The organism is Streptomyces sp. NPDC021212 (assembly GCF_044332925.1).
Lineage (GTDB): Bacteria > Actinomycetota > Actinomycetes > Streptomycetales > Streptomycetaceae > Streptomyces.
The window spans coordinates 178,254-190,304 of sequence record NZ_JBIRPZ010000014.1 but is presented as its reverse complement, the minus strand read 5'-3'; the positions used below and the strand labels follow the sequence as shown (position 1 = coordinate 190,304).

Genomic DNA, 12,051 nt, shown 5'->3' with positions numbered 1-12,051 from the left:
ACTCGCACGGGTCGAGGGCGGACGGGCCGTGCTGCTGGGATACGACCGGGATGCGGACACGCCATCGTGCACCACTCCCCACCCGTCGACCGCTTCGCGAACGCGCCCGACTGGCTGCCCTGGACGGGGCTGACCGAGATCGAGGACGCGGGCCACCGGGGCTACGCCTACTGGTGGGACGGGACGGCCTGGCGCCGGGCGCCGTATCCGGAGGATCTGACGGACGACGGTCTGGACATGGATCTGACCCGGATCTCCGATGAGCAGGAAGCACTCGGGGAGATCCTCGACGCCATCTTCGAGGCCGGCCCTGCCGGCGCGGACCAGACGGGTGCGGGCGGAATCGACATGGAGGCCGACGTCCGGCGCACCGGTCAGGACCTGCTACGGCATGCGCACGCGGGCACGGTTACCCCGGCGGTGGTCGAGGCGGTGCTGGGCCGGCTCGGGCAGACCGACGAGGTACCCGGCGTCCCGGCGGCGCTGCGGGCCGCCGAACGCGCCGGACTGGCGCCCGGGTCGGCGCTGCCCGAGTTGGCGGCGGGGGCGGGGCGCACCGCAGAGCCGTCGTGTTCCGCTGCTCAGCGGTGAGCAGTGGGGACGCCTGGTAGGAGCGGCGATGCGCGGGGCGCGTGAGCTGGACGGTCGCGCCGTACCGCCGGAGAGCCCGACCCTGCGCCGCTTGGTGCGCGGGATGCGTGAGCGGATTCCCGAAGGCGGTGGCGGGGCCGTCGTTACCGCGGCCTTCACCGAGATGTCCACGCAGGGGGCGCTCCGGGACCTGGAAGGTAAGCGGATGGAGGGTGGCGGCATCGAGCTTTTCGATCTGGTCGAGGACCTCCGGGAGATCGAGGCGGACGCGGAGTCCGGTCGCTATCCGTATCTGCGTGTGATCGTCACCCCGGACGAGACGATCGTCGACCGGGCGTATGACCACTGGCCGGACTGGGCCGGGTCAGGCTTTCTGGGCGATGCGGCACCGGTCGGCGATCTGCGGGGCGAGATGGCACGCCGCGCGGAGCGCTGGCGCCCCGAGTGGACCCGGCGGCTGGACGACGAGGTCCCGTACTCACCGGAACACGCGGGCGAAAGTGCCGTCCGAAGCGCGCCCCGCATGATCGCGAGACCGGCACTGACTCCCTACCGGCTGGCCGGCACGTGAGCCCGGTCCGAAGACCAGCCGAGGTCGGCTGGGTCCCTACAACTGTCTGCCCTTGACGGTCCGCCGCCCTCACAGGCGGCGGACCGCTCCTTACGCGGAGAGCAGGGTTGCCGTCATTTCCCATGAACATCCAGCGCCCCCAAGATCACCAAATGACTCCGGAACCGGTACACGAACGCTGTCCCTTGAAGGGTCTGGCTCATCTTTGTGGAGCAGGCACGCGCGTAATTACTGATCTTGATCCGCCTCGTGAACTTGCCTGTTCGACGGGAATGTCACAGGCGTGTCCTAGCCTGCCGGAACATGGATCTTAATCTTGCGGGGCGACGAGCGTTGGTAACGGCGAGTAGCGGGGGCATCGGTGCGGCGGTGGCCCGGCGGCTGGCCGATGAAGGGTGTGCTGTGTTGGTGCATGGCCGCGATCCCGTGCGTGCTGGCGAGGTTGCGGCGGAGTTGAACGCCACCGGCGGGGTGGCGGATGTCGTGCTGGGTGACCTTACTGAGGATGAGGGTGCCGGGAAGGTGGCCCAGCGGGCTCGCGAGTGGGGTGTGGATGTACTGGTCAACAACGCCGGTCCATTCGTTGAGCATGACTGGGAGAGCGCGGAGCCAGCCGCGTGGCTGGATGCGGTGAACGGCAACGTCGTATCCGCCGTGCGGATGATCCGGGCCTTGGTGCCTCAGATGCGCGAGCGGGGATGGGGCCGGGTTGTCAATGTGGGTAGCCGGGCCGCAACGACTCCGTTGCCGAACATGGTCGAGTACTCGGCGGCGAAGGCCGCCGTGGTCAACATGACCACCAGCTTGGCCCGGCATCTGGCCGGATCCGGTATCACCGCAAACACACTGAGCCCTGGGGTGATTGTCACCGACGGAATGCGGCAGATGTTCGAAGATGGGGCGGCTGCGCGGGGCTGGCCGGAGCAGTGGACGCAGTTGGAGCCGCTGGTGGTGGCCGAGTATGCCCCGAACCCGACGGGGCGGTTGGGCACTGCGGCAGACATCGCGGCAGCGGTTGCGTTTCTGGCCAGTCCGTTGGCCGGCTACATCAACGGGATCGACCTGCGCGTGGACGGGGGCATCACTTTTGTGCCGTAACGGCTTTCTCGGGACGACGTCTGGTGACCGTCGTAGATGCGAACCTGCCTTGTTTTCGGGCAACTTCGCGAAGGCCGACCCGGCACTCAGCTGTCACTCAACGTGCCGCGACTCATCTCCGCAGCACTCATCAGGTCCCTCCGCCGAGTCACCCTGACGGGACGCGTGATCGCCCGGACAGGTCCTGGCGGAGTGAGCGGAGCCGACCGGCCGGGACGACGCGGCGGCTGGACCCTGCTGGACCCGCTCATCAACACCAACCACCCGTTGATTACGAACGGCCCGAGCTACCGTCCCAGCAAGCAGCCGAAGAACCCCGCCGGCGGCGAAGGACCAGCCTCGATCAGCTCGTTGAGCAGCTTCGTCCTGCTCGAACGGACGGCTACTCCTCGGACAGCGCCTCCTGTTCCCCTTCCGGCTTCTGCCGCAGCCGCTTGGCCCGCGCCCCGACCACCAGGGTCGTGACCGCCGCCGTCACCGCGAATGCCGTCGGTACCATCCAGTCGCGGTTGAACGCGTGGCCGGACCGCGCGTCCAGGGAGAGCCGGCCGGGACCCGTGACCGCAAGGCTCGTCGCCGTCAGGCCGAGGGACGCCGGGTACTCGTAGCCGCCGTCCTGGGCGAAGAATCCCTGCGGAGCGTGCACGGCCGCCGCTCCCGCCATTGCGCCGGCCGCCGCGGCGCCCGCCGCCGGTGTGGCGAGGCCCAGCGCCAGCAGCGTGCCGCCGCCCGCCTCCGCGATCCCGGCGGCCAGTGCGCTCGGCTTGGCCGGCCGGTAGCCCACGGACTCGAAGAACTGCGCGGTCCCCTCGAGCCCGCCTCCGCCGAACCAACCGAGCAGCTTCTGCGCGCCGTGTGCGGCCAGCACTCCGCCGGTGCCCAGCCTGAGCAGCAGCAGCCCCACGTCACGTCGGTCGATACAGGTCACGATCACTCCCGTGGCAGGCAACTGGACCAGCCCCGCGTTCCCACCGTCCCACCCCTTACACGTCCCCGACCGGCCGCGAGCCCGCCGCATCCGGGCGTGGAGACCGGACTCGGCGTGCCCCGGTCGACCCTGCCGCGCGCGGCGGGCCGGGTGGCGGACGCGGTGATCAGTTGGATGACCCCGCCCGCTTACGTCACCGACCCACACCAGGCGTTGAATCCAGGGTCGCCCACGACAGCCAGTGCCAGGAGTCGGCCCGGAGGCGATCAGGTGTAGGTGTAGGGCTCTGGTGCGGTGGCGGTTCCGCCCGAGGTGGTGACGGTTACGGCTGCGGGGCCTGGGACGTGTGCGGGGGTGATGGCGTTGATCCGGGTGTCGGAGACGGTGGCGAAGGGTGCCGGGGTAGAGCCAAAGGACACGTCGGTGGTCTGGGCCAGGCCCGTGCCGGTGAGGACGACGGTGGTGCCTCCCGCGGCTGGTCCGGTGGCGGGGGCGATGGCGGTGAGGCCGGGTGTGGCGGTGTAGGTGAAGACCGCATCGTCGGCGACGCCGCCGACGGTGGTGACGACCACGGGCACAGTGCCGGGCGGCCGGGGTGGGGTGGTGACGGTGATCTGGCTGTCGGAGACGATGGCCGGGACGACGGCGGTGGTGCCGAAGCGCACCCTCTGGGTGGTGGCCAGGCCGGTGCCGGTGATGGTGACCGTGGTGCCGCCCGCGGTGGGCCCGGTGGTGGGGGTCAAGCTGCTGAGGTAGGGCGGGGGGATGTAGTAGAAGTGCACGGGGTTGCTGGTGCCGCCGGGGGTGGTGACGGTGACCTCGGCGACGCCGTGACCGGCCGGGGAGACGGCGGTGACCTCGTTGTCGTTGACCACCACCACGTCAGTGGCGAGCCGGTCGCCGAAGTGGACGGCGGTGGTTCCGGTCAGGTGGGTGCCGATGATGGTGACGTGGGTGCCACCGGAGGTGGGGCCCTGGTTGGGGTAGATGCCGCGGACGCCTGTCAGGACGCTGACGGTGCTGTTGCCGTTGTTGGCGACATACACCTCCAGCGTGTCGGGGGTGATGGCGAGCCAGTAGGGCACGTTCAGTCCGCTGTAGGTGGCGACGATCTTGTAGCTGCTGGTGTTGATGGCCCGTACGGTGCTGTCGCCATTGGCCGAGACGTAGGCCAGCTGCCCATCCCGGGTGATCGCGACGGCGAAGGGCAGGGAGAAGCCGGGGATGCTGGCGATGACCGTGTTGGTGGCGGTGTCCAGGACCTGAACGGTGTTGCCGCCGAAGGCCGGGATGAACAGCCGCCGCCCGTCCGGGGTCAGGGCCGATCCCCGGGGGAAGAGGAAGCCGGTGAGGTGAGCGGTGACGGTGTAGGTGGTGGTGTCGATGACGCTGATGGCGTTGGCGCCCTCTTCACCGACGTAGGCGGTCAGCCCGTCCGGGCTGATGACCACGTTCCTCGGCCCGGTGCCGACCGGGACCTCGGCGATGATCGTGTGGGTGGCGGTGTCCATCACGCGCACGGCGTTGGCCGCCTGGCAGGCGACGAACAGCCGCCCGCCGTCCGGGGTGAGGTCCAGCTGCACGGGACTGGTGAATCCCGGCACGGTGCCGACGACGGTGTTGGTGGCGGTGTCGGCCACGCTGATGGTGCCGCTGCCGTTGTTGGCCACGTACACGCGCCGGCCGTCCGGGGAGACCGCAACGCCCCACGGGCCGGCGCCGACGGGGATGGTGGCGGTTACCGCCTTGGTCGCGGTGCTGATGACCGAGACCTCGGCGGAGCCGAAATCGGTCACATACACGCGGCTGCCGTCCGGGGTGATGGCCACACCTATCGGGCCGTTGCCCACCGGCACGCTGACGGCGGCCAGCGGCGCGGCCCCGGCGCTCGGCGACCAGATCACCGGCAGACGGCTCCCGGCCGCGCGGACGGTTCCTCCAGCGGCGTGATCAGCTCCTGGCATCAGGGACGCCATCGGTCCCACTCTCCCTTCCAATTGGGCCGGCGGGGGCACGGCGCAGCGATGCGGCGCCGTGCTGGTGTTCTCGAACGTCTTCGGCCATGGCCCGGGCCGGATGTCCTGCCCGGGCGGGTCGGAGAAGCGAAGCCCGCCCCGGCAGGCGGCCCGGCCACACCGACCAAGTGGCTAAGGGCCGCCCGCGGGTGCCGATGAGCCTCAGATCCCCGGACTGGCGAGGTACTGGAACGGGGTCGGGGCATCGGCGCTGCCCGCCGGGTTGGTGACGGTGATGGTCGCGGGACCAGGCGCACCGTCGGCCGTGGGCGGGGAGACCGCGGAGACGGTCGTGGCGTTGATGACGCTGAACGGTGCCGCGATGCCGCCGAAGGTGACGGACTGCGTGGTGTCGAGGTTGGTGCCGGTGATGGTCACCGCGGTGCCGCCGGAGGCCGGTCCTGAGGTGGGGGCGAAGCTGGTGACAGTCGGCGCGTCCACATAGGTGTAGGACAGGCCGTTGTTGGTGCCGCCCGCGGTGGTGACGGTGACCCCGACGGACCCGGCGGCGGCGCCCGCGGGTACGGGGACGGTGATGGTGCTGTCGGAGACGACGGTGGGCGTGGCGGTGTTGGCGCCGAAGTGCACGGTGTTGGCGGTCGACAGGCCGGTGCCGGTGATCGTGATGGTGTTGCCGCCCGCGAGCGGCCCGGAGGTGGCGCTGAGGCCGGACTTGAAGGGCGCGCCGACGTAGAAGAACGTCAGCGGGTTGCTGGTGCCGCCCGGCGTGGTCACGGTCACCGGGACCGCGCCGGTGCCGGAGGGCGAGATCACGGTGACCGAGGTGGGCGTGTTCGCGGTGATGGTGGCGTTCTTGCTGCCGAACTTCACCGCGGAGGCGCCTGCGAGGTTGTTCCCGGTGATGGTGACAGTCGTACCGCCGCCACTCGACCCCTGGCTCGGGCTGATGGGCATGAGTCGTCTCCCTGGTTGACATGACGAGCCGCGCACCGGCGCATCCAGGACCGGCCCGGATGTCATCGCGGAGCAGACACCCGCCCTCCCTCGGCAATGCCGAGTCAGCCGGTGAGAGCCGAGACCGCGGGCTGAGCCCACAGCGGGGCGGTCAGCCAGCTCGGCCAGAGCGTGTCGGTACGCGAAGGCAGGAGAGCCCTGGCAGGTTGGCGCCGATCGCGGTGACCGGCGAGCTCACAGCCCGCCGGGAGTCCAGGGCGTCACCGCCGCCGCCGGCGCAAGACGCCGACCGGACAGCACGGCGCCCTCCTCCGGAGAGGATGGGCGACCCACCGGACTGGACGATTCCAGTAATCCCACCGGGCCACCGCTGTGCCAATACCCGTGACCGGGGAGTCACCCCAATGGCCGGGCGCGCGCAGCACGGGCCGTCACGCGTCACGCGCCGGGCCCACGACCGCCATCAAGGGCACATAGAACGAGCCTTGCGTTGGCCACTGCCCTGGCCTGCGCCGCTGAGTGGGAGGACCTGGAGGTATGGCCAGGAGGAACGTCCGGCGGTGCGGCCAGTGCGGTACCGAGCTGCCGGAGGGCAGCAGGCGGTCGCGCCGGTACTGCGGTTCGGCCTGCCGTACAAGGCGGGCGGGTGAACGATTCCAGCTGGTCGCCGGGGATCTCATGCCACAGCGGTTCGCCGGACTCGTCGTGGGGGGAGGCTGGTTGGCCGTCTGGACGGGCCGGACAGCGTGTGGTGCTTTCCATCCCTGGAATACCCCCCCGGGTATCACTGTTAGAGTGGGTGACCAATACCCCCGGGGGTACATCGTCCGAGAGGATTCGTGAGCCGTGTTCTTCGTCGACACCATGGAATTCGAGAGTCTGGGCAACCGCAGCTACCTGGCCGGCGGCCCCAGTGCCGCGGTGGTCATCGACCCGCCGCGCGACGTCGACCAGGTGATCGCCGCCGCCGCCAGGCGCGGGGTGCGCATCGCGTACGTGGCGGAAACCCACGTGCACAACGACTACGTCACCGGCGGCCTGGAGCTGGCCCGCGTCACCGGCGCCGCCTACCTGGTGCCGACCGGGGCGAACGTGTCGTTCGCCCACACCCCCGTCGCCGACGGCGACACCGTGGACGTGGACGAGGGCTTGGTCCTGCGCGCGATAGCCACCCCGGGGCACACCCCGCACCACACCTCCTATGCCCTGGCCGAGGACGGGCGGGGTGTGGCGGTGTTCACCGGCGGGTCGCTGCTGATCGGTACGGTGGGCCGCCCGGACCTGGTCGAGCCGCGGCTGACCGAGCAGCTGGCCCGCGCCCAGCATGCCTCCGCCCACCGGCTGGCCGACGAGCTGGACGACGAGGTGCCGGTGCTGCCTACCCACGGCTTCGGCAGCTTCTGCTCCTCCTCCCAGGCCGAGGGGGACGCGACCACGATCGGCAAGGAGCGCGAGACCAACGACGCGCTGACCCTGGACGTGGACACCTTCGTCGCCCGGATGCTGGCCGGGCTGGAGGACGTGCCCGCCTACTACGCGCACATGGGCCCGGCCAACGCCGCGGGCCCCGCGCCGGTCGACCTCACCCCGCCCAGGCGCGCGGACGCCGAGGAGATCGCCTCCCGGCTGGCCGCGGGTGAGTGGGTGGTGGACCTGCGCAGTCGCATGGCCTTCGCCGAGGGGCACGTGGTCGGGTCGTTCAACCTCGAGGGCGAGGGCAAGCTCGCCACCTACCTGGCCTGGCTGATCCCGTGGGGCAAGCCCGTCACCCTGCTCGCCGAGACGCCCGGGCATATCGCCGCCGCGCAGCGGGAGCTGGCGCGGGTGGGCATCGACCGGCCGGCCGCCGCCGCCACCGGCGATGCGGCCGCCTGGGTCCGTGAGGGCGAGCAGCTCGTCTCCTTCCCGCGTGCCCGCTTCGCCGACCTCGCCGATGTCCGTGAGCGCGGCGACCAGGTGGTCGTTCTGGACGTGCGCCGGGACTCGGAGCGTGCAGGCGGTTACATCGACGGCTCGGTCCACATCCCGATCCACGAGCTGCACGGCCGTATCGGCGAGGTGCCGGAGGGGACGGTGTGGGTGCACTGCGCCGGTGGGATGCGCGCGGCGATCGCCGCCTCCCTGCTGGATGCCGCGGGCCGCGATGTGGTCGCCGTCGACGACGGCTTCGACGCTGCGGCGGATGCCGGGCTGTCCCTGGCCTCCGGCTGATTCCGGCCGTTCTCCCCGCAAGGAAGGAAGCGTGTGATGTTCCTCTTTCGCCGAAACGGGCCCCGTGTCACGGTCGACGAGGCACGCAGCCGTACCAGCGGCGACCGGCCTGACGCGGTCCTGCTGGACGTGCGTGAGAAGCCCGAATGGACCGCGGGCCACGCCCCGGCCGCCGTCCACGTACCGCTGACGAAACTGGTCGCCGGCGGCACCCTGCCCGCTGAAGCTGAGGGGCGTCCGCTGGTGGTGATCTGCCGCAGCGGTCACCGCTCCCAGCAGGCGGCGAAGATCCTCGCCGAGCGGGGAGTGCAGGCGGTGGATGTCGAGGGCGGCATGAACGCGTGGGCCGCCGCCGGGCACCCGGTCGTCGACGAACGCGGGAACAACGGCCAGATAGCGTGACCGTACTCGTTCTCGCCCTCATCGCCGGGGCCGTCATAGGTCTCGCCCTCGGAGCCCTCGGCGGCGGTGGCAGCGTCCTTGCCGTACCGGCGCTGATCTACCTGCTCGGCTTCACACCGGCCGCCGCCACCACCGCCAGCCTGATCATCGTCACCGCCACCTCCGCCACCGCCCTGTACGCCCACACCCGCGACGGGAACGTGGCATGGAAGACGGGGGCGCTGTTCGCCGCGGCGGGCATCGTCCCTGCTTTCCTCGCCGGCGCTGTCGCCGGGCGCCTGCCCGAAGCGGTACTGACGGCGGCGTTCGCGGTCATCGCCGCACTGGCAGCCCTGCGCATGCTACGGCCGTCCGCGTCCGAGCCGCCGGACCGAATCCGTCCCGGCAAGGCGGCCGGCGCCGGTGCCGGCCTTGGCGCCGTGACGGGCTTTCTGGGGGTCGGCGGGGGATTCCTCGCCGTGCCCGCCCTGGTGAGCGTCCTGGGCCTGGCCATGCGCCGGGCGGTGGGCACCAGCCTGCTGGTCATCACGGTGAACTCACTCGCCGCGCTCGCCGCCCGCACCGGCACCAGTGGCGGGCTCCACTGGGAGATCATCGGCCCCTTCACCGGAGCCGCGATCCTCGGCGCCTGGGACGGCAAACGCCTCGCGACGAAGATCTCCGGCACCACCCTTCAGAAAATCTTCGCCAGTGTCCTGCTGGCAGTGGCGGCCTTCATGCTCGTCGACGTGATCGTCTGAACACCAGGGCCGCCACCGGCTCAGGCCAGGGACCAGGAGAGCTTCTCCAGCCCGTCGCGCATCTCGGGACCGCTTTCAGTCCGGCTCCCGTCAGATCAAGCTCAGCACACTCCGACACGCAAGGATGACATCTGCCATGACCACGCCCACGTCCCTCGCCACCGACGAGGCGCGCACCCGCCTGCACGAACTGACCGTCATCGACGTGCGCACGCCGGGCGAATACGCCAGCGGCCATCTCCCCGGCGCGCTCAACATCCCCCTCGACCAGATCCAGCGCGCGCTGCCCGACATCCGGCACGCCACCGACCGTGGCGACGTCCTGGTCGTCTGTGCCTCGGGCGCCCGCTCTGAGAACGCCTGCAAGATCCTCGCGGAGAACGGCGTCACCGCCGCCACCCTGTCGGGAGGCACCGGCGCCTGGGCAGCCGACGGCCACGAGCTCCACCGTCCCCAGAGCGCCTCCCGTGCCACCTGGGGAATGGAGCGGCAGGTGAGGCTCACCGCAGGAGTGATCGTGCTGCTCGGCCTGCTGCTCGGGTTCGTCGTCCACCCCGCCTTCCAGTTCGTCTCCGCCGGCGTCGCGGGCGGTCTGATCTTCTCCGCCCTGACCAACACCTGCGGCATGGCCGCCATGCTCGCCAAGCTCCCCCACAACCGCCCCCGCGCCGCCGACCTCGACAACACCCTGGCCGCACTGCGCAACCGCTGAACCACACCACAAAGGGGAGGGACCCGGCTCCGGGTCCCTCCCCTTTCATATGCCAGGCCATCATGGGGCCAACCGCTCCGAACCGGGCGGGTGATCCGGCGTCGCGGCACCACAGCTCAGGCCAGAGAAAGGAACAGCTTCTCCAGCCGGGTACGCATCTGCTCCCGGTCACCGGAAGCAGCCATGTCCGCATCGGTCAGGCAGTGCTGCAGCCCCGTGGCGATGATCGCGAAACCGGCCTTGTCCAGAGCCCTGGACGCCGCGGCGAGCTGGGTGACGACCTCCTCGCAATCCCGCCCCTCCTCGATCATCTTGATCACACCGGCGATCTGGCCCTGCGCCCGGCGCAGCCGGTTGACCACCGTCTTCAGTTCCTCAGCCGCCGTCGCCAGTTCCACAACCCACACTCCTTCGAGATACCCCCTTGGGTATCCTACCCAAGGTTGCAACCCCATCCGGGCAAAGGAAAATCCCCTTCGCTCCACCACCATCGCCCTCACTGTCGATCAGGCCAACGCCCGCCCGCACGAGCTGACCGTCATCGACGTGCGCACCCCCGGCGAATACGGGTGTACACAGTCGCGGTACGGGAAGTGCCACGAGCGAAGCGCACAGAGGGGCTCTCAGCGCTCTCACAAACGGTCCTTTGCGCGAGCAAGATCAATCACAGGCCGTCGGGCGCCCGCTGGACCCGGATTCGTTCGCAGAACCCGTTCTCACACAAAAGCGGGATGGACCCCCTTCTGAGACTTGCATTGTGCGAAAATCCGGGCCCATGCCCGACCCTCAGCAGCCTTCCCCGACCGCCCGGTCGGACGCCGACGACGTCGAACAGTACGCCTGTCCGAAGTGTGACGCCCAGCCCGGTTCGCCGTGCCGCTCGCGCGGCGGCGCGGTCGCCTCCGCCTACCACACCCGCCGCTTCACCATGGTGCCCCGGCTCAAGAAGGAGCTGCGAGTGCCGACCCCGGCCGACCGCGGCCCGGGCCGGCCGTGGCGGCCGGGCACCCCGCCGCCGGCGCCGATCGACCCGGACCTGCCGAGCGCGGACATCCATCGGGTACGCACGGTGCTCGACCCTCGGGCAGGAACTCGACTCCCAGCTCGACGCGCTCAGCAAGCACGGCATCCCCCGCGACAAGATCTTCAGCGAGAAGATCAGCACCCGGGTGCGGGTCCGCCCGAAGTTCGAGGAGGCGCTGAGGACCGCGCGGGAGGTCAAGGCGCACGCCCCGCACTGCCGGGTCATCTTCATGATGTACGAGATGAAGCGGCTCGAGCGCGACGCCGCCGAGCTCACCGCGCTCGCCGACCACCTCGCCGCCCACGGCCTGGTGCTGGAGATGCTCGCCGGGCCCCTGCCCGGGATCTACGACCCCACCGGGCCGGGCAAGCTGCCGTTCGCGTTCTTCGCCGCGATGGCGGAGACCGAGCGGGAGAACATCCGCGAGTCGACGCTGGAAGGGCTCGACACCGCGGCCCGCAAGGGTAAGCACGGCGGCCGGCCGCCGGTCATCACCGAGGACATGCTCCACACCGTGCTGCGGCGCCGGGCGAACGGGGAGTCGGTCGAGAAGATCCAGCCCGACCTGATCATCCCCACCGGCAAACGCAAGGGCCAGAACCATCCGTCGCCAGCATCTACCGGGCGCTGGCCGAGCACGCCAAGCGGGAGGCGTACCCGGAAGCCGTCGAACAGGCCCGCGCCGACTTCGCCGCCCTCACTGGCGGCGAGGTTCCTGAACCTCGCACAGAAGTCAAGGCCCTAACGACACGCTGAGTTACTTGTCACTTCGCGGCAGCTTCGGGAGAACAGGGCCTCCACGGACCGCCTCGCACCCGTTAGCGGACTACCGGTCCTGGCATTC

The 12,051-nt window shown here is 70.5% G+C and carries 12 protein-coding genes; 8 read left to right on the top strand and 4 right to left on the bottom strand.

What is annotated here, in order from left to right:
- Positions 1-66: 66 nt before the first annotated feature.
- From ACH4SI_RS32940 to ACH4SI_RS32930, 3 genes are all read left to right on the top strand, one after another.
- A complete protein-coding gene (locus tag ACH4SI_RS32940; protein ID WP_398302196.1) occupies positions 67-591 on the top strand; it encodes a hypothetical protein in 525 nt (174 codons plus the stop codon).
- 28 nt (positions 592-619) lie between these two features.
- On the top strand, positions 620-1,162 hold the full coding sequence (locus tag ACH4SI_RS32935; RefSeq protein WP_398302193.1) for a hypothetical protein: 543 nt from the start codon (positions 620-622) through the stop codon (positions 1,160-1,162).
- Positions 1,163-1,465: 303 nt separating this feature from the next.
- On the top strand, positions 1,466-2,260 hold the full coding sequence (locus tag ACH4SI_RS32930; protein WP_398302191.1) for an SDR family NAD(P)-dependent oxidoreductase: 795 nt from the start codon (positions 1,466-1,468) through the stop codon (positions 2,258-2,260).
- Between the two features lie 382 nt (positions 2,261-2,642).
- Here ACH4SI_RS32930 and ACH4SI_RS32925 read toward each other — a convergent pair whose 3' ends face one another.
- The 3 genes from ACH4SI_RS32925 to ACH4SI_RS32915 form a co-directional block, all read right to left on the bottom strand.
- Entirely contained in the window at positions 2,643-3,188 is a 546-nt protein-coding gene (locus tag ACH4SI_RS32925; RefSeq protein WP_398302189.1) for a DoxX family protein, read from the bottom strand.
- Between the two features lie 266 nt (positions 3,189-3,454).
- Positions 3,455-5,164 carry an IPT/TIG domain-containing protein gene (locus ACH4SI_RS32920; protein ID WP_398302187.1) on the bottom strand — a complete coding sequence of 570 codons (1,710 nt, stop codon included), beginning with the start codon at positions 5,162-5,164 and terminating at the stop codon, positions 3,455-3,457.
- 201 nt (positions 5,165-5,365) lie between these two features.
- Positions 5,366-6,118: an IPT/TIG domain-containing protein gene (locus ACH4SI_RS32915; RefSeq protein ID WP_398302184.1), complete on the bottom strand. Its 753-nt coding sequence runs from the start codon at positions 6,116-6,118 to the stop codon at positions 5,366-5,368.
- A gap of 846 nt (positions 6,119-6,964) precedes the next feature.
- Between ACH4SI_RS32915 and ACH4SI_RS32910 the strand changes: the two genes are divergently transcribed.
- The 4 genes from ACH4SI_RS32910 (at position 6,965) to ACH4SI_RS32895 (ending at position 10,183) form a co-directional block, all read left to right on the top strand.
- Positions 6,965-8,329 (top strand): rhodanese-like domain-containing protein, encoded by a 1,365-nt coding sequence (locus ACH4SI_RS32910; RefSeq protein WP_398302182.1) that lies wholly within the window; start codon positions 6,965-6,967, stop codon positions 8,327-8,329.
- A gap of 36 nt (positions 8,330-8,365) precedes the next feature.
- A complete protein-coding gene (locus ACH4SI_RS32905; protein WP_398302179.1) occupies positions 8,366-8,731 on the top strand; it encodes a rhodanese-like domain-containing protein in 366 nt (121 codons plus the stop codon).
- The gene (locus tag ACH4SI_RS32900; RefSeq protein ID WP_398302178.1) at positions 8,728-9,471 is read left to right on the top strand and encodes a sulfite exporter TauE/SafE family protein; all 744 of its coding nucleotides are present in this window, start codon (positions 8,728-8,730) and stop codon (positions 9,469-9,471) included. Before ACH4SI_RS32905 ends, ACH4SI_RS32900 begins: the two co-directional genes overlap by 4 nt.
- 136 nt (positions 9,472-9,607) lie before the next feature.
- Complete coding sequence (locus tag ACH4SI_RS32895) at positions 9,608-10,183, top strand: rhodanese-like domain-containing protein (RefSeq protein WP_398302176.1); 576 nt, start codon at positions 9,608-9,610, stop codon at positions 10,181-10,183.
- A 116-nt stretch (positions 10,184-10,299) separates the two neighbouring features.
- Here ACH4SI_RS32895 and ACH4SI_RS32890 read toward each other — a convergent pair whose 3' ends face one another.
- Positions 10,300-10,581, bottom strand: a complete 282-nt coding sequence (locus tag ACH4SI_RS32890) for a metal-sensitive transcriptional regulator (protein ID WP_398302173.1) — start codon at positions 10,579-10,581, stop codon at positions 10,300-10,302.
- 333 nt (positions 10,582-10,914) lie between these two features.
- On the opposite strand from ACH4SI_RS32890, the gene ACH4SI_RS32885 reads away from it, so the two are divergent.
- The gene (locus tag ACH4SI_RS32885; protein ID WP_398302171.1) at positions 10,915-11,952 is read left to right on the top strand and encodes a recombinase family protein; all 1,038 of its coding nucleotides are present in this window, start codon (positions 10,915-10,917) and stop codon (positions 11,950-11,952) included.
- The last annotated feature ends 99 nt before the right edge of the window (positions 11,953-12,051 follow it).

Bases quoted from the DNA above. Each gene is read 5' to 3' on its own strand.
- ACH4SI_RS32935 (WP_398302193.1), top strand. From the start codon at position 620: ATGCGCGGGGCGCGTGAGCTGGACGGTCGCGCCGTACCGCCGGAGAGC.
- ACH4SI_RS32930 (WP_398302191.1), top strand. From the start codon at position 1,466: ATGGATCTTAATCTTGCGGGGCGACGAGCGTTGGTAACGGCGAGTAGC.
- ACH4SI_RS32920 (WP_398302187.1), bottom strand. From the start codon at position 5,164: ATGGCGTCCCTGATGCCAGGAGCTGATCACGCCGCTGGAGGAACCGTC.
- ACH4SI_RS32915 (WP_398302184.1), bottom strand. From the start codon at position 6,118: ATGCCCATCAGCCCGAGCCAGGGGTCGAGTGGCGGCGGTACGACTGTC.
- ACH4SI_RS32905 (WP_398302179.1), top strand. From the start codon at position 8,366: ATGTTCCTCTTTCGCCGAAACGGGCCCCGTGTCACGGTCGACGAGGCA.
- ACH4SI_RS32895 (WP_398302176.1), top strand. From the start codon at position 9,608: ATGACCACGCCCACGTCCCTCGCCACCGACGAGGCGCGCACCCGCCTG.
- ACH4SI_RS32885 (WP_398302171.1), top strand. From the start codon at position 10,915: ATGGACCCCCTTCTGAGACTTGCATTGTGCGAAAATCCGGGCCCATGC.